This window comes from Nocardioides sp. AN3 (assembly GCF_054653495.1).
The window spans coordinates 1-15,304 of record NZ_BAAIGC010000055.1 but is presented as its reverse complement, the minus strand read 5'-3'; the positions used below and the strand labels follow the sequence as shown (position 1 = coordinate 15,304).

Genomic DNA, 15,304 nt, shown 5'->3' with positions numbered 1-15,304 from the left:
CTCCATCACCGGTGACACCACCGTCGAACCCGACGAGACGTTCACCGTCACCCTCACCAGCCCGACCAACGCCACCATCGCCACCGGCACGGGCACCGTCACCATCCGCAACGACGACAGCAGCACGTCGGGACCGCCGATCGGGCCGACCACGCCTGACCACACACCGACGCTCGGCGGCGTGTGCTCTCACCCGCACCACGGTCACTGCCGAGGCCTGACGGGCGTGACGGAGATCAACGCAGCCGGTCGGGTGACCTGGAACCTCACGGCGACCTTCACCGGCGTCAAGATGCACAAGCACCAGCACCCCCGCACGAAGCTGCCCCACCTCGCCCAGGCGACCGCCGTCGTCGCGAGGCCCGGCTCGATCCGCTTCGCGCTTCCCATCCCGCTCGGACGGTGCAAGCAGATGAAGCGGTATGCCCAGCACGACACGGGCGCGTGGCTGACGCTCACCATCACCCACCGTGACACGCACGGCAAGACGACGAAGGTGCAGGTGATCTACCCGATCTGAGCGGTCACTGAAACGGCGTCGACCGCGCGACCTCGAGCGAGCGGCTCAGGGAGAACGGCGACGCCTGCCGGACCAGCCAGGGCCGGCCGAACCACAGGTAGGCATCGACGTAGCGCAGAGCGTCCGTCCGCTGCCGCCCGGTGAGGCCGAGGCCTGGCTGGTCCGCCACGTCGGCGGTCGGCGGCACGCCGAGGGTGTCGCAGGTCGTGTCGGACACGCTGCGGCAGGTCGCAGCGTTGTCGAAGTCGGCGCCGGGGTGCTCCGAGCGGTGCTGCGCCCACGTGAACGGGCGGCCGTTGTCGGCGGTGTCGATGACGAACCGCGTGCCGTGGATCCCGTCCGCGTCGAGGGCGGCGACCAGCCGGGTGCCGTAGTCGATGTTGTCGCCGACGCTCGAGTAGTGCGTGGCGCCGAGCGCGAAGCCGCGCGTGAACTGCACGCCGGCGGCCTCGAGCACCGGCACCATCTTCGGCACCGTGAGCCAGTCGGCGTCGGAGGCGTCGAGATAGACCGACGTCCTCGGCAGCGCGGAGAACCGCCGGGCGGCGTACCGCACGAGGCTGAGGCGGACGGCAGGATCGGCGGTCCGCGTCTCCCACGAGTTGTTCGGCACCGCGTTGAGCCCGAGGTCCGGCTCCAGCACCATCGCGACGCGGGCGTCGCCGATGGCGTCGGCGGCGGCGTCCACCCACGCTCGGTACGACGCCTGCTCACTGCCGCTGAGCGGCTTGCCGCGTCCGGCCTCGCCGCGCGGCCACTCGCGGAAGATCGCGACCTGGATGAGCGCGTCCTTGCCGAACTCGGCCTGCTGGGTGGCGACGAACCCCCGCAGCGCCCGGCCGATCGAGCTCGTCGAGAAGTCCGCGGCGAACCAGATCATCCGCGGCTGCAGCGCGATCCGGCCCAGCAGCTGCTTGGTCGTCCCGGTGGCGCGCTGGTAGGCGCGGTAGATCCCGTTCCACGGACCGCGGTAGACGCCCCACCGACCTCCGGCGAGCGGGTCGTCCGGCAGCACCGTGCGCGACATCGACCGTGAGACGGCCGGCAGGTAGCCGGGCATCTGGCCGGTCACACGGACCGACACGCGCCGCCCGATCATCTGGTCGGTGGGCACGAGCGTCGGCTTCGTGGCGCCCCGGATGCTCCGACCGTCGAGGAGCCACTGGTAGCGGAACCGGACGCCGGAGGACCAGCCGCGCCGCTTGGCCACGCTCGCGACGAGCCGCTCCCCTACGACCGGCGCGGCCGCCAGCTGCGGGGCCGTGCCCGCCCGCAGGTGGGGCGTCGGGGTGCGTCGGGCAGCAGATGGGTCTGTCGGTGTCTCGGCGCCGGTCGGGACGCCCGGGGACGTCGACGTCAGCGGTGCCTGCGGCGTTTCCGACGCCGGCGTCGCGACGCGGCCCTCTCGAGGGCCGGCCCTCGTCACCAGCATCAGGACGGGGGCCAGTGCCACGAGCAGGAGGCCGACGACGGCGGCGTCGCGGACCCGCAGGCGCGGGCGCAGCGAGGGACGGAACGGCACAGAGGAGGCTTCCTGGTCGGGGCCTCGACGATCCGTCAGAGCGAGACTCGGAGTCAAGTCGGCGTCTGTCGGTCTAACGTGGTCGCGTGCTACCACCGAGCGGACAGCAGTTCGACATCAGCAACGGTGACTACACCGCCGTGGTGACCGAGAGCGGAGGCGCGATCCGCACCCTGACCAAGGGCGGCCGCCCCCTGCTCGACGGCTTCGACGAGAGCAGCGCATCCTCGGGCGCACGCGGACAGCAGCTCGTGCCGTGGCCCAACCGGATCCGCGACGGTCGCTACGTCTTCGAAGGCCGGACCCAGCAGCTGGCTCTGAGCGAGCCCGCGCGCCACAACGCCTCCCACGGGCTCGTCCGGTGGGTGGCCTGGTCGCTGGTCGCCCAGCGGCCCGACCATGTCACGCTCGCCTATCGGCTGATGAGCCAGACGGGCTACCCCTGGACGCTCGACCTCGAGGTCGGCTACGCGCTCGACGCCGATGGGCTGACCGTGACGCAGACCGCGACCAACGCCTCCGACGAGGTGGCGCCGTACGCGGCAGGCTCCCATCCCTACCTCCTCGCCGGCGCGGGGCCCGTGGACGGCTGGACGGTGACCGTGCCGGCAGGCACCCGACTCCTGGCCGACGCCGAGCGCCTTCTGCCGACGGGGACCGAGGACGTCGACGGGACGCCGTATGACCTGCGGGCGCCGCGACGCCTCGGCGACCTCGTGCTCAACCACGCCTACGGCCGGCTTCAGCGTGACGAGCACGGCCGGGCGACGACACGCCTGCTCTCCCCAGAGGGGACGGGCGTCGAGCTGTGGGTGGACGAGCACCACGACTGGCTGATGCTCTACACCGCCGACGACGTGCCGGCGACCGCTCGCCGGTCGCTCGCCGTCGAGCCGATGACGGCGCCGCCGGATGCGTTCAACTCCGGGGTCGACCTCGTTCGGCTCGCCCCCGGGCAGCGATTCAGCTCGTCGTGGGGCATCCGGGGGATCTAGCGCCTCAGCTGAGCCCGACCACGAGCTGACGGAGCACACGTACGGCGTCCTTGGCCCGCGCTCCGTCCGAGCTCTGGATGCCCATCGCGGCGATCTCCGACCCGTCGGCCAGGTCGAGGCTGGCCCACGGCGCTCCCGGGGGCATCCGCACCGCGACGACCTGGGGCCAGGCCAGCTCGCGGCGGCGGTAGCCGTTCACGACGACGAGCTTCTCCCGTGTGGCCGTCACACGGGAGCGGGTGAGGGCGTGGACGCAGAGGAGGATCAGCAGGGCGATGAAGGCCAGGGTGAGCTTCTCGAAGGTCGTGAACCGCGACCTGGTGGCGTCGTCGAAGCCGATCCACGCCATCGCGCAGACCACCACCAGCCCGATGACCAGGACCGTGGCGACGATGCGAGGGCCGAGCGGGCGGTAGGTCCTCGGGAGCCGCGGCAGAGGCGGCAGGTCAGAGTCGGCAGGCATGGATGTCGGTCAGCAGGATGGCCCGCGCCCCCACCGAGTAGAGGTCGTCCATCAGCCGCTGTGCGCCCTCGCGCGGCACCATCGCCCGCACCGCGACCCAGCCCTCACGGTGCAGGGGGCTGACCGTCGGCCCCTCGAGACCCGGCGTGAGCTCGGTGGCGGCGGCCAGGTCCTCGGCGCGGATGTCGTAGTCCATCATCACGTAGCCGCGGGCGATCATGACGCCCTCGATGCGACGCCGGAAGATCTCGAAGCCGGACGGCACGGTGCCCGACCGCGTGATCATGACGGCCTCGGACTCCAGGATCGTCTCCCCGAACACCTCCAGGCCGGCCTGCCGCAGCGTGCTGCCGGTCTCGACGACGTCGGCGATCGCATCGGCGACCCCCAGCTGGATGCTCGTCTCCACCGCGCCGTCCAGCCGCACGACGTCAGCCTCGATGCCGCGCTGCTGCAGGAACTCTCGGACGACGCCGACATACGACGTCGCGATCCGGTGGCCCGCGAGCCCGGCGACATCGGTGAACGCACCAGCCGGCCCCGCGAACCGGAAGCGTGACCGGCCGAAGCCGAGCTGGAGGACCTCCTCGGCCTTCGCGCCGGAGTCGTGGAGCAGGTCACGGCCGGTGATGCCGATGTCGAGGGTGCCCTCGCCGACGTACAGCGCGATGTCGCGCGGACGCAGGTAGAAGAACTCGACGCCGTTCTCCTCGTCGATCAAGGTGAGCCGCTTGGTGTCGTCACGCTGCCGGTAGCCGGCCTCGCGCAGCATCTCCGACGCCGCGGCCGAGAGGGCGCCCTTGTTGGGCACGGCGATGCGCAACAGGCGGGAGTCGTCGATGGAGACCATGGGTGCGTTCCTCACAGGTGGGCGTAGACGTCGTCGAGCTCGAGGCCGGTCGCGAGCATGAGGACCTGGGCGTGGTAGAGCAGCTGGCTGATCTCCAGCGCCGCCGCCTCCTTGCCCTCGTGCTCGGCGGCCATCCAGGACTCGGCGGCCTCCTCGACCAGCTTCTTGCCGATCGCATGGACGCCGGCGTCGAGCTGGGCGACCGTGCCGGATCCGGCGGGACGGCTGGCGGCCTTCTCGGAGAGCTCGGCCCACAGCTGTTCGAACGTCTTCACGGGGTAGAAGCCTAGGTGGTCCGCCCTGCGAGCCGACCGGCGGTCTCAGCCTTGAATGCGGCTGCGGATCCGCTTGATCGTCTGGGCGGTCTGCAGTGCGGCGGACGCGGCCTCGTAGCCCTTGTCCTCGTTCGACCCCTCCAGGCCCGCACGGTCGAGCGCCTGCGCCTCGTCGTCGCAGGTCAGCACGCCGAACCCGACAGCGACCGTGTGGTCGAGAGCGACGCGGGTCAGTCCGTCGGTCGCGGCGCCGCAGACGTAGTCGAAGTGGGGGGTCCCGCCACGGATGACGACACCCAGGGCGACGACGGCGTCGAAGCCCTGCTGCGCCAGGGCGCTCGCGACCACGGGCAGCTCGAAGGTGCCCGGCACGCGGGTCACGACCGGCGCCTCGATCCGGTGGTCGGCGAACGCACGCTGCGCACCGGCGATCAGGCCGTCCATGACCTGCTCGTGCCAGCAGGCGGCGACGAGCGCGACCCGGAGGTCGTGACAGTCGACGGCCTGCGCCTGGGGTGCTCCTGAACCGCTCACTGGGCTGCTCCTAGGTCGATGCTCCGGTCGAGGTCGGGCAGCACGTGGCCCATCCTGTCGCGCTTGGTCATGAGGTAGGCGATGTTGTGGTCGTTGGGGCGGGGAGTGAGCGGGACCCGCTCGGCGACGTGGATGCCGTAGTCCTCCAGCTCGGTGACCTTGCCGGGGTTGTTGGTCAGCAGCCGCACCGTCTCGACGCCGAGGTCGCGCAGGATCTGGCTGGCGGCGGCGTAGTGGCGGGCGTCGGCGGGCAGCCCGAGGTCGAGGTTGGCGTCCACGGTGTCGCGACCGCCGTCCTGGAGCTGGTAGGCCTGCAGCTTGGCGACGAGGCCGATCCCCCGGCCCTCGTGACCGCGCAGATAGACGACGATCCCGCGGCCCTCCTCGACGACCCGGCGCAGGCTCTCCTCAAGCTGCGGCCCGCAGTCGCAGCGGCGGCTGCCGAACACGTCGCCGGTGAGGCACTCCGAGTGCACCCGAGCCAGCACCGGGGCGTCCCCCGACACGTCGCCGTGGACGAGGGCGACGTGCTCGGAGTCGTCGACCGCGATCCGGAAGCCGTAGGCCGTGAAGTCGCCGTACGCCGTGGGGAGCCGCGTCTCGGCTGCCCGCTCGACGAGGACGTCGTGGCGGCGGCGGTAGGTGACCAGCTGCTCGATCGAGATCATGGCGAGCCCGTGCTCGTCGGCGAACTCACGCAGCTCGGGCGCCCGCTTCATCGTGCCGTCGTCGTTGACGACCTCGACGAGCACGCCGGTCTCCTCCAGCCCGGCGAGCCGGGCGAGGTCGACGGCGGCTTCGGTGTGACCGCGCCGCACCAGGACGCCGCCCTCGCGGTAGCGCAGCGGGAAGACGTGGCCGGGCCTGGTGAGCTCGGCGGGCGTGGTGGCCGGATCGGCCAGCAGCCGCGCGGTGCGCGCCCGGTCGGCCGCCGAGATCCCGGTGGAGACGCCATCGCGGGCGTCGACGCTGACGGTGTACGCCGTGCGCAGCGGGTCCTGGTTGTGCGGCGTCATCAGCGGGATGTCGAGGCGGTCCAGCTGCTCGGCGGTCATCGGCACGCAGATCACCCCGCTGCTGTGCCGGATGGTGAACGCCATCAGCTCCGGCGTGGCCTTGCTGGCGGCGAAGATGAGGTCGCCCTCGTTCTCGCGGCCCTCGTCGTCGACGACGACGATCGCCTTGCCGGCGGCGATGTCCGCGATCGCCTGCTCGACCTCGTCGAGCCTGATGCCCCCGTGCTGTCCGCGGTGCTCGGATCCGTGCGCGCTCATCGCTCGCCTCCTGTCCATTCGCTGGTCGCGCCTGTCGAGATCAGCCTCTCGACGTGCTTGGCGATGATGTCGGTCTCGAGGTTGACCAGGTCGCCGACGCCCTTGCGGCCCAAAGTCGTGCGGGCGAGCGTCTCGGGGATGAGGCTGATGGTGAAGGAGCTCGAGCCGGCTTCGTCGGTCGAGCCGGCTTCGTCGGTCGAGCCCCCTTCGTCGATCGAGCCCGTCGAGACCACCGTCAGGCTCACCCCGTCGACGGCGATGGAGCCCTTGTCGACCACGTAGCGCGCCAAAGCAGCCGGCAGCGAGATCTCCACGACCTCCCAGTGCTCGCTCGGGGTCCGCGCCAGGATCGTCCCGACGCCGTCGACGTGGCCCTGGACGATGTGGCCGCCCAGACGCGTCTGGGGCGTGACCGCGCGCTCGAGGTTGACGATGTCACCGGGCGCGATGCCGCGCAGCGACGTCTTGTCGAGCGTCTCGGCCATGACGTCGGCCGTCCAGGTCTGCTCCTCGCCGGTCGAGCCCGCCGAGCCCGTCGAGACCTCGGTGACGGTGAGGCAGCAGCCGTTGACGGCGATCGAGTCGCCGTGCTTGACGTCCTCGAGCACGGTCGTGGCGGCAATGGTGAGCCGGAGCGCATCGCCCTGGTCCTCCAGCGCGGCCACGGTGCCGAGCTCCTCGACGATCCCGGTGAACATCAGCGATCCCCTTCGGTGGTGGGTGTGAGTGTGAAGCGCACGTTCGGCTCCTCGCCGTCGGTGCCTGGCAGGACGGTCACATCGGTGACGGTGGGCCGCAGGGCAGCGGCGATCGTGTCGATCCCGAGGTCGGCGACGGCGCTGCGGCCGGACCCCAGGAGCATCGGCGCCACGTAGACCACGATCTCGTCGACCAGGCGGGCGCGGACGAAGGCGGCGGCGAGGGTCGGCCCACCTTCGAGGAAGACATGGCGACGGTCGTGCACCCACAGCTCCTTCAGCGCCTGGTGCGGGTCGCGCGTACGCAGGTGGACGGTCTCGGCGCGGTCGTTGAAGATGCGCCTGCCTGCCGGCAGGTCGCGCAGGCCCATGACGGCGCGCAGCGGCTGGCGCCCGACGGGCACGTCGTGCTCGTCGCGGACCGTCAGCTCCGGGTCGTCGACGGCGACGGTGTTGGTGCCGACGAGCATGGTGTCCGACAGCGCCCGCAGCCGGTGGGTGTCGCGTCGCGCTGCGGCCGAGGAGACCCAGCGGCTCGTGCCGTCGGCGGCGGCGCTACGGCCGTCAAGCGTCGTGGCGAGCTTCCACGTCACGAAGGGGCGCTGGAGCTCTGTCGCGTGGGTCCAGACCTCGTTGACAGCTCGCGCGTCGTCAGCGAGCAGTCCGCTCTCCACCTCGAGCCCGGCATCGCGCAGGCGCCGCGCTCCCCCGGCGGCGACCGGGTTCGGGTCGGCCTGGGCATAGACGACCCGCCGTACGCCGGCAGCGATCAGCGCCTCCGAGCAGGGGCCGGTCCGACCGGTGTGGTTGCACGGCTCGAGGGTGACGATGGCGGTGGCGCCGCGTGCGGAGGATCCCGCTCGGGCAAGCGCATCGGCCTCGGCATGCGGTGTCCCGGCGCCGCGGTGGTAGCCCTCGGCGACCGTCGACCCGTCCGCGGCGAGGAGGACGCAGCCGACGCGCGGATTGGGCCACAGCGGCGCATCGGGGCTCGCCGCCAGCTCGAGGGCACGCCGCATCGCCACGCGCTCGACGCTGTGCTGCGCCGTGGGCTGCCACATGGCCTGCGACATCGATGGGCCCCTTCTTGGTCCGGTCGCGGACCCTGGGGCCTGACGTGTGCTCTGGCCGTCACCCTGGCGGGGTGTCCGGCGAGGAGCAGTGCGTGCGCTTCCCATCCGGACTTTCACCGTCGGTCCAGGATTTCCACCTGGTCAACCGCTGGCTGGCTGCCATCGGGTCGCGGACTGTCACCGCCGGTTCGGAATTACACCGACCCCAGAGCACGCGAGTTGTTCACTCGTCACGACGAGGATAGCGCCCTTTGTCCACCCCTGGGACATGGGGTCCGCCAGATGGGCGGTCGGCGAGCGGGTCAGCCGGCCGCGGCAGCCTTCTCCCGCAGGGCCGCGACCATCGCGTCGGGGTCGTCGGCGGAGTAGACCGCGGACCCGGCCACGAACACGTCCGCACCGGCCTCCGCGCAGCGCTCGATGGTCTCCAGGCTGACGCCGCCGTCGACCTGCAGCCAGATGTCACCGCCCGTCCGAGCGATGAGCTCGCGGGTCCGGCGGATCTTGGGCAGGCACAGGTCGAGGAACCTCTGACCGCCGAACCCGGGCTCGACCGTCATCACGAGGACCATGTCGAGCTCGGGCAGCAGGTCGGCGTAGGGCTCGATGGGCGTCGCCGGCTTGAGCGCCATGCTCGCCCGGGCGCCTCGCGCGCGGATCTCGCGGGCCAGCCGCACCGGCGCCTTGGCCGCCTCGACGTGGAACGTCACACTGCCCGCGCCGGCCTCGGCATAGCCGGGCGCCCAGCGGTCCGGATCCTCGATCATGAGATGCGCGTCGAGTGGCAGGTCGGTGGCCTTGCTGAGCGCCTCGAGCATCGTCGGCCCGAAGGTGAGGTTCGGCACGAAGTGGTTGTCCATCACGTCGACGTGCACCCAGTCGGCGCTGCCGATCCGGGCGACCTCCGCGCCCAGGTTGGCGAAGTCGGCGTTGAGTATGCTCGGCGTGATCTGGATGTGGCCCACGGGGCACGATCCTAGGAGCGCGCCTCGACCGGCTGCAGCAGGGCCTGCTCGAGGACGACCTGCAGCGACAGCGTCCGGTAGCCGACCTCGTCGAACAGCACCGTCAGCCGGTCCTCCTCGACGTCGGTCACGGTGCCCGCGCCGAACTCCTCATGACGCACGCGGCTCTGAGCCGGGAACGGCCCTGACTGCTGGGCCCCGGGATCCGGAGCGGTGCCGGCGCGGCAGTTGTCGCACACGCCGCAGCGCTCGGTGAGCTGCTGGCCGAAGTAGGCCACCAGGAAGTCGGCACGGCAGCGGTCGGTCTCGGCGTAGCCGCGCATCATGTCCACGCGCGAGCGCTCCAGCCGCTGCTGAGCCTCGGCGATCTCTCGGACCGTCGTCACGGTCGCCTCGCCGGCGGTGTGCTCGGCGAGCTCGGCCAGGTTGAGGATCCGGCCGGCCTTGCGACGTCCCATGCCGGTCTCGGAGGCGACGCGCACGGGATCGCCGCCGAGACGTGCCCGCGCCTCCAGCACCCGCTCGACGTCGCCTGCCTTCGGCGCGGACGCGGAGAAGAACCGACCCAGCGCGAGCTCCTCCGGCCGGTAGACCAGCGTCACCTGAGCCGGCTCGCCGTCCCGTCCCGCGCGGCCGACCTCCTGGTAGTAGGTGTCGGGCGACTCGGGGATCTGAGCGTGGACGACGAACCGGATGTCCGGCTTGTCGATGCCCATGCCGAACGCCGAGGTGGCGACGATCGTGTCGACCTCGCCCTCCATGAAGGCCTGCTGCGCGGCCTCGCGACGCTTGACGCCGAGGCCGGCGTGATAGACGACCGTACGCCGGCCCCGATCGGTCAGCAGGGCGGCGTACTCCTCCGCCGCCCGGCGTGTGCGGCAGTAGACGATGCCTGCGCCGGACAGCTCCTCGACTGCTGCGACCACGGTGCGACGCTGCTCCTCGGCGTCGACCACACGGACGACGTCGAGTGCCAGGTTGTCGCGTGCGAAGCCGGTCACGATCGTGCGGGCGTCCCGCATGCGCAACCGCTCCACGATGTCCTCGCGGACCGGTGGCGCTGCCGTCGCCGTCATCGCCACGATGCGCGGACCGCCCAAGGTTGCGAGCAGCTCCCCCAGACGGAAGTAGTCCGGTCGGAAGTCATGGCCCCAGGCCGAGACGCAGTGTGCCTCGTCGACGGCGACCAGGCTCGGCCGGAGGGCCGCCACCTGATCGTGCACCTCGGCGTTGGCGAGCTGCTCAGGGGAGAGGAAGAGGAACTCGGCCTCGCTAGAGGCCATCAGCTCCAGGGCCCGGCGGCGCTCCGTCTCGGTCTCGGCCGAGCTGATCCGGACGGCGTGGACCTGCGCGCGCGACTCCTCGATCCCCTCGATCTGGTCCTGTTGCAGGGCGAGCAGAGGCGAGACGACGACGGTCGGTCCGTCGATGAGGAGCCCGGCGAGCTGGTAGACGAGCGACTTGCCCGCGCCGGTTGGCGCGACGAGCAGCACGTCGTGCCCCTCCAGCAGCGCGCCGGTGGCATCGGCCTGACCGGGGTGGAGGCGGCGGTGGCCGAAGTCATCATGGGCGGCCTGCTGCACCCGGGCGATCGTGTCGGCACTGATCCTGCGTGAGGTCACGGCGCTCGGTGTCCGCCCGGCCCACGCGCCATGCCGCTCACCCCTCCGGATCCACCGGACCCTCGGCGCCGGCGCGCTCGTCGCGCTCGGCCCACTCCAGCAGCGGGGCGATGTCGAAGACGTGATCGTCGATGTCGGCGTGCAGGTCGCCGATCTGAGCGAAGCGCTTCGGCACCGTGAGCACCGTGAAGTCGCTCGGGTGCACCTCGGGCACCTCCGTCCACCTCACCGGCGTCGAGACGCGTGCCTCGGGGACGCCGCGGACGGAGTAGGCCGAGGCGATCGTGTGGTCGCGCGTGTTCTGGTTGTAGTCCACGAACAGCTGGGCCGGATCGCGGTCCTTGCGCCACCACGCGGTGGTGACGTCCTCCGGCGCGCGGCGCTCGACCTCGCGGGCGAAGGCGAGCGCGGCCCGGCGTACCTCCTGGAAGCCGTGGTCGGGGTGGATGCGGACGTAGATGTGGAGGCCCTTGCCGCCGCTCGTCTTCGGGTAGCCGACGGCGCCCAGCTCGTCGAGCACCTCGTGCGCGACGCCGGCGACCCGCTGCACCGTCTCCCAGGGGCACTCCGGGCCGGGATCCAGGTCGATGCGCCATTCGTCGGGCTTCTCGGTGTCCTCGCGCCGGCTGTTCCACGGGTGGAACTCGACGGTCGACATCTGCACGGCCCAGATCACCGACGCGAGCTCGGTGACGCACAGCTCATCGGCGGTGCGCTTCCACCGGGGGAAGAACAGCCGGACGGTCTCCACCCAGTCCGGAGCGCCCGCCGGCAGGCGCTTCTGGTGCACCTTCTCGCCGTCGAGCCCCGTCGGGAAGCGGTGCAGCATGCACGGCCGCTCGAACAGCGCGTTCACGATGCCGGGGCCGATGGCGAGGTAGTACTCGACCAGGTCCAGCTTCGTCAGGCCGAGCTGGGGGAAGTACACCCGGTCCGGGTTGGTCACCTTGACGACGCGGTCGTCGACCTCGATCTCGACGAAAGGGCTCGCCATGCGGCTGAGCGTAATGGGTCAGGTGCGTCAGGTCCGGCGCAGCAGCGCCATGAACATCGCGTCCGTGCCGTGTCGGTGCGGCCACAGCTGGACCGTGCCGGCCATGGGACCGGCGGCATCGGGCACGTCGCCGGCAGAGCCTGTCACCGGCTGGAGGCGGACGTCAGACCCGGCAGGCTGCGCCGCCAGGACCGACTCGACGACGCCGCGGGTCTCCGCGAGCACCGGCGAGCAGGTGGCATACAGGACCACGCCGCCGGGCCGCACCAGACGCAGGGCGCTGGTGAGCAGGCACCGTTGGAGCGGCACGAGGCCGTCGATGTCCTCGGGCCGTCGGCGCCACCGTGCCTCCGGGCGGCGCCGGAGCGCACCGAGTCCGCTGCACGGCGCGTCGACCAGCACGCGGTCGAACGTGCCGTCCCGGAAGGCCGGATGCGTCCCGTCTCCCGCGATCACGCCACACGTCCCGGCGACGAGCCAGCCGTTCCGCGCATCGGTGAGGTTGCGCCGGACGAGGCCGGCCCGGTGCGGCTGCGCCTCGTTCGCCACCAGCACGGCGCCGCGCTCGGCCGCAAGAGCAGCCAGGAGCGCCGACTTGCCGCCGGGGCCGGCGCACAGGTCGAGCCAGCGCTCGTCGGCCCCCTGCAGCGGCGCCTCGGCCAGCGCGAGCGCGACCAGCTGCGACCCCTCGTCCTGCACGCCGGCGCGCCCCTCGGCGACCGCCGGCACGGAGCCGGGGTCGCCGGAGTCGAGGACGACGCCGTACGGCGACAGGCCGCTCGGCATCCCGCCGAGCTCGGCCACCGTGGCGCGTCCCGGTCGCGCGACGAGGGTCACCTTCGGCGGCGCGTTGTCGGCCTCGAGCAGCGCGTCCACCTCGTCGCCGTCGCCGACGGCCTCGGCGAGGGACTCGACGACCCAGCGCGGGTGGCTGAACGCGATCGACCGGAAGCCGGTCGGGTCCGCCGGCGCGAGCCGACGCACCCAGGTGGCGAGGTCGGCCTCGCCGATCCGCCGCATCACCGCGTTGGCGAAGCCCGCGGCGCCGGGTCCCGCCTGCGACCGAACGAGATCGACCGTCGTGCTGACCGCCGCGTGGGATGCGACCCGCATCCCGAGCAGCTGGTGGGCGCCGAGGCGCAGCGCGTCTCGCACCTTCGGGTGCGGCGAGCGATCGACGCACGCATCGATGACGGCGTCGTAGGTCAGCTGTCCGCGCACCGCTCCGGAGACCAGCGCGGTCGTGAACGCGGCGTCGCGTCCGGTCAGACCCGCCCGACGCAGGAGGGCCGGCAACAGCAGGTTGACGTAGGCGTCCTCGGTGCGGACGCGGGTCAGGATCTCAAGCGCGATCTCCCGGGCGGGATCCACACGCGCGCGGCGGGGTGGACGTCCGCCGGGACCGCGGCGCTTGCGCGGGTCAGCCATCGAGCTCCTTCAGCAGCCGCTTCGGGGCGACGGCACGCCAGGCGTCCTCGATCACCTCGCGCAGCTCGTCGACGCTGATCTCGCCGAGCCGCGACTCCTGGACCAGCACGGCGTTGTAGCCGTTGAAGTGCGGCACCGTGAAGAACGGCAGCCCCTCCTCGGCGACGAGCGCCAGCTTGTCGGCCTCGGTCGGGGTGCGGATGACGAGGAGGTCGTCGTACATCTCGCCGGTCGCCGGGTCGATCGCGCTCTTGTGCGGCCGTCGATAGAGGACGAAGCCGCGACCCTTGTCGCCGCGCGGGACGAGGTACGTCGGCCGGTCACCCCAGCTGACGCCGAGCTCGACCTCCGGCAGGCTCAGGCAGATCCGCCCGATGTCGTCAGGCGTCGCGGGTCTCGTCACGATCCGAAGGTAGTGCCGGGCGGGGTCTCCACGCCTCTGGCCCAGTCGGCAGCCGGCATCTCCTTGCGGCCGTGGGGACGGACGACGCCGAGCCGGACCGGCACAGTCGCCGTGCCCACGTGCACCGAGCGCTTGGTCACCCGCAGCTCCCCCGGCGCCAGCGCCGCCTCGTCGGAGTCCGGCGTGACCGGCCCGAGCTTGAACCGCTCCCCGGCGAACGTCGTCCACGCGCCGGGGGCCGGCGTGCACGCCCGGACTCGGCGGTCGACGCCGGTCGCCGGCTCGGCCCAGTCGACGTGCGCGTCCTCGACGGTGATCTTCGGGGCCACCGTGACACCGTCGGCAGGCTGCTCACGCGCCTCGAGCGAGCCGTCCGCGATGCCGTCGAGCGTCGCCACGAGCAGCTGCGCGCCGCCCTCGGCGAGACGACCGAGCAGGTCGCCCGCCGTGTCGGTCGGGCGGACGCGCTCGGTCATGACGCCGAACGTCGGTCCGGCATCGAGGGCCGAGACGATGCGGAAGGTGGTGGCGCCGCTGAACTCATCGCCGGCCCAGATCGCATGCTGGACCGGCGCCGCACCCCGCCACTGCGGGAGCAGTGAGAAGTGCAGGTTGACCCATCCGAGTGCGGGGATCTCCAGCACGCTCGCCGGAAGCAGGGCGCCGTAGGCGACCACCGGGATGCAGTCGAGCTCCAAGGCCTTCAGCTGGTCCTGGAACTCCGGGTCGCGGGGATGCTTCGGCTTCAGGACGTCGATCCCGAGCTCCTCGGCGCGTTGCGCCACCGGGCTGGCGACCAGCCGGCGGCCTCGCCCGGCCGGTGCGTCGGGCCGCGTGATGACGGCGACGAGCTCGTGGCGCGACGAGGCGATGGCCTCCAGGGACGGCAGCGCCACCTCGGGCGTGCCGGCGAACGCGAGACGCATCACCGCGCCCTGCCTGTCGGGCGGGCGGCCATCACAGACCGAAGCCGCGCGTGGCGTGCGGAGAGATCTTGACCGTCGGCGCCGTGCCCGACGTCAGGGCGAGGCCGAACCATTCCGACTCCCGGATCTCCTTCATCGCGGCCTTGCGCGCCGCCTTGTCGAGGCGGTCGATGAAGAGGACGCCGTCGAGGTGGTCGGTCTCGTGCTGGATGGCCCGGGCGAGGAGCTGGGACCCTTCGATGAGCACCGGCTCGCCGTGCATGTCGAAGCCGCGCGCGACGACGGAGAGCGCGCGTCGGCAGTCGTACTTCAGGCCCGGGATCGACAGGCAGCCCTCGTCGCCGTCCTGGGTCTCCTCTGACAGGGTCAGGTCAGGATTGACGAGGTAGCCGACCTCGCCGTCGACGTACCAGGTGAAGACGCGCAGCCCGACGCCGATCTGCGGCGCGGCCAGACCGGCTCCGGGTGCGTCGAGCATCGTGTCGGTGAGGTCCTCGACGAGCCGCCGCAGCTCCTTGTCGAAGTCGACGACCGGCTCGGCCTTGCGCCGCAGGACCGGGTCACCGAACAGACGGATGGGCTGGATGGGCATGCCTGCCATCCTAGAGAGAGGCGCTAAGGCGCGGGCAGCCCGGCTTCACCGACGGGGAACCTTCGTGACGTACCCGCCAATATATGCACACTGTTCGAATGTGTGTTTGCTTATACGTCAGAGTCGAGCTAGAGTGCTTCTATGCGACGTCGGCTCGACCAACTCGATGC

17 protein-coding genes and 1 riboswitch are annotated in these 15,304 nt (G+C 71.8%); of the genes, 2 read left to right on the top strand and 15 right to left on the bottom strand.

What is annotated here, in order from left to right:
- A partial coding sequence (locus ACYQ1K_RS27350; RefSeq protein ID WP_459986789.1) for a hypothetical protein occupies positions 1–520 on the top strand: 520 nt, incomplete at its 5' end.
- A gap of 4 nt (positions 521–524) precedes the next feature.
- On the opposite strand, the gene ACYQ1K_RS27345 is transcribed toward ACYQ1K_RS27350, so the two are convergent.
- Positions 525–2,042, bottom strand: a complete 1,518-nt coding sequence (locus ACYQ1K_RS27345; protein WP_459986788.1) for a glycoside hydrolase family 6 protein — start codon at positions 2,040–2,042, stop codon at positions 525–527.
- An 86-nt stretch (positions 2,043–2,128) separates the two neighbouring features.
- Here ACYQ1K_RS27345 and ACYQ1K_RS27340 point away from each other — a divergent pair, with 86 nt between their 5' ends.
- Positions 2,129–3,037, top strand: a complete 909-nt coding sequence (locus tag ACYQ1K_RS27340; RefSeq protein WP_459986787.1) for an aldose 1-epimerase family protein — start codon at positions 2,129–2,131, stop codon at positions 3,035–3,037.
- Between the two features lie 4 nt (positions 3,038–3,041).
- On the opposite strand, the gene ACYQ1K_RS27335 is transcribed toward ACYQ1K_RS27340, so the two are convergent.
- The 14 genes from ACYQ1K_RS27335 to def all read right to left on the bottom strand — a co-directional run bounded on the left by ACYQ1K_RS27335 (position 3,042) and on the right by def (position 15,134).
- Positions 3,042–3,500, bottom strand: coding sequence for a PH domain-containing protein (locus ACYQ1K_RS27335; RefSeq protein ID WP_459986786.1), 459 nt, complete (start codon positions 3,498–3,500; stop codon positions 3,042–3,044).
- Positions 3,484–4,350, bottom strand: a complete 867-nt coding sequence (gene hisG / locus ACYQ1K_RS27330) for an ATP phosphoribosyltransferase (protein WP_459986785.1) — start codon at positions 4,348–4,350, stop codon at positions 3,484–3,486. Before hisG ends, ACYQ1K_RS27335 begins: the two co-directional genes overlap by 17 nt.
- An 11-nt stretch (positions 4,351–4,361) precedes the next feature.
- Entirely contained in the window at positions 4,362–4,625 is a 264-nt protein-coding gene (locus ACYQ1K_RS27325; protein ID WP_344044518.1) for a phosphoribosyl-ATP diphosphatase, read from the bottom strand.
- Positions 4,626–4,670: 45 nt separating this feature from the next.
- Complete coding sequence (gene ribH / locus ACYQ1K_RS27320; RefSeq protein ID WP_459986784.1) at positions 4,671–5,159, bottom strand: 6,7-dimethyl-8-ribityllumazine synthase; 489 nt, start codon at positions 5,157–5,159, stop codon at positions 4,671–4,673.
- Complete coding sequence (locus ACYQ1K_RS27315) at positions 5,156–6,433, bottom strand: bifunctional 3,4-dihydroxy-2-butanone-4-phosphate synthase/GTP cyclohydrolase II (RefSeq protein WP_459986783.1); 1,278 nt, start codon at positions 6,431–6,433, stop codon at positions 5,156–5,158. The genes ribH and ACYQ1K_RS27315 overlap by 4 nt, the downstream gene beginning before the upstream one ends.
- The gene (locus ACYQ1K_RS27310) at positions 6,430–7,131 is read right to left on the bottom strand and encodes a riboflavin synthase (protein ID WP_459986782.1); all 702 of its coding nucleotides are present in this window, start codon (positions 7,129–7,131) and stop codon (positions 6,430–6,432) included. The genes ACYQ1K_RS27315 and ACYQ1K_RS27310 overlap by 4 nt, the downstream gene beginning before the upstream one ends.
- The gene (gene ribD, locus ACYQ1K_RS27305) at positions 7,131–8,204 is read right to left on the bottom strand and encodes a bifunctional diaminohydroxyphosphoribosylaminopyrimidine deaminase/5-amino-6-(5-phosphoribosylamino)uracil reductase RibD (RefSeq protein WP_459986781.1); all 1,074 of its coding nucleotides are present in this window, start codon (positions 8,202–8,204) and stop codon (positions 7,131–7,133) included. The genes ACYQ1K_RS27310 and ribD overlap by 1 nt, the downstream gene beginning before the upstream one ends.
- An 88-nt stretch (positions 8,205–8,292) precedes the next feature.
- Positions 8,293–8,422, bottom strand: a riboswitch (FMN riboswitch).
- An 84-nt stretch (positions 8,423–8,506) separates the two neighbouring features.
- Positions 8,507–9,160 carry a ribulose-phosphate 3-epimerase gene (gene rpe, locus ACYQ1K_RS27300; RefSeq protein ID WP_459986790.1) on the bottom strand — a complete coding sequence of 218 codons (654 nt, stop codon included), beginning with the start codon at positions 9,158–9,160 and terminating at the stop codon, positions 8,507–8,509.
- Between the two features lie 20 nt (positions 9,161–9,180).
- Positions 9,181–10,791 (bottom strand): RecQ family ATP-dependent DNA helicase, encoded by a 1,611-nt coding sequence (locus ACYQ1K_RS27295; RefSeq protein WP_459986780.1) that lies wholly within the window; start codon positions 10,789–10,791, stop codon positions 9,181–9,183.
- 37 nt (positions 10,792–10,828) lie between these two features.
- Positions 10,829–11,785 carry a non-homologous end-joining DNA ligase gene (gene ligD, locus ACYQ1K_RS27290; protein ID WP_459986779.1) on the bottom strand — a complete coding sequence of 319 codons (957 nt, stop codon included), beginning with the start codon at positions 11,783–11,785 and terminating at the stop codon, positions 10,829–10,831.
- A 27-nt stretch (positions 11,786–11,812) separates the two neighbouring features.
- On the bottom strand, positions 11,813–13,213 hold the full coding sequence (locus tag ACYQ1K_RS27285) for an RsmB/NOP family class I SAM-dependent RNA methyltransferase (protein WP_459986778.1): 1,401 nt from the start codon (positions 13,211–13,213) through the stop codon (positions 11,813–11,815).
- The gene (locus tag ACYQ1K_RS27280) at positions 13,206–13,616 is read right to left on the bottom strand and encodes an MmcQ/YjbR family DNA-binding protein (RefSeq protein ID WP_459986777.1); all 411 of its coding nucleotides are present in this window, start codon (positions 13,614–13,616) and stop codon (positions 13,206–13,208) included. Before ACYQ1K_RS27280 ends, ACYQ1K_RS27285 begins: the two co-directional genes overlap by 8 nt.
- Positions 13,613–14,542: a methionyl-tRNA formyltransferase gene (fmt, locus tag ACYQ1K_RS27275; RefSeq protein WP_459986776.1), complete on the bottom strand. Its 930-nt coding sequence runs from the start codon at positions 14,540–14,542 to the stop codon at positions 13,613–13,615. The genes ACYQ1K_RS27280 and fmt overlap by 4 nt, the downstream gene beginning before the upstream one ends.
- A 31-nt stretch (positions 14,543–14,573) precedes the next feature.
- The gene (def, locus tag ACYQ1K_RS27270) at positions 14,574–15,134 is read right to left on the bottom strand and encodes a peptide deformylase (RefSeq protein ID WP_459986775.1); all 561 of its coding nucleotides are present in this window, start codon (positions 15,132–15,134) and stop codon (positions 14,574–14,576) included.
- Between the last annotated feature and the right edge of the window lie 170 nt (positions 15,135–15,304).

What these genes read in the sequence shown, in the direction of transcription:
- ACYQ1K_RS27335 (WP_459986786.1), bottom strand. Translation starts at nt 3,500, where the DNA reads ATGCCTGCCGACTCTGACCTGCCGCCTCTGCCGCGGCTCCCGAGGACC.
- hisG (WP_459986785.1), bottom strand. Translation starts at nt 4,350, where the DNA reads ATGGTCTCCATCGACGACTCCCGCCTGTTGCGCATCGCCGTGCCCAAC.
- ACYQ1K_RS27315 (WP_459986783.1), bottom strand. Translation starts at nt 6,433, where the DNA reads ATGAGCGCGCACGGATCCGAGCACCGCGGACAGCACGGGGGCATCAGG.
- ACYQ1K_RS27310 (WP_459986782.1), bottom strand. Translation starts at nt 7,131, where the DNA reads ATGTTCACCGGGATCGTCGAGGAGCTCGGCACCGTGGCCGCGCTGGAG.
- ribD (WP_459986781.1), bottom strand. Translation starts at nt 8,204, where the DNA reads ATGTCGCAGGCCATGTGGCAGCCCACGGCGCAGCACAGCGTCGAGCGC.
- ligD (WP_459986779.1), bottom strand. Translation starts at nt 11,785, where the DNA reads ATGGCGAGCCCTTTCGTCGAGATCGAGGTCGACGACCGCGTCGTCAAG.
- ACYQ1K_RS27285 (WP_459986778.1), bottom strand. Translation starts at nt 13,213, where the DNA reads ATGGCTGACCCGCGCAAGCGCCGCGGTCCCGGCGGACGTCCACCCCGC.
- fmt (WP_459986776.1), bottom strand. Translation starts at nt 14,542, where the DNA reads ATGCGTCTCGCGTTCGCCGGCACGCCCGAGGTGGCGCTGCCGTCCCTG.
- def (WP_459986775.1), bottom strand. Translation starts at nt 15,134, where the DNA reads ATGCCCATCCAGCCCATCCGTCTGTTCGGTGACCCGGTCCTGCGGCGC.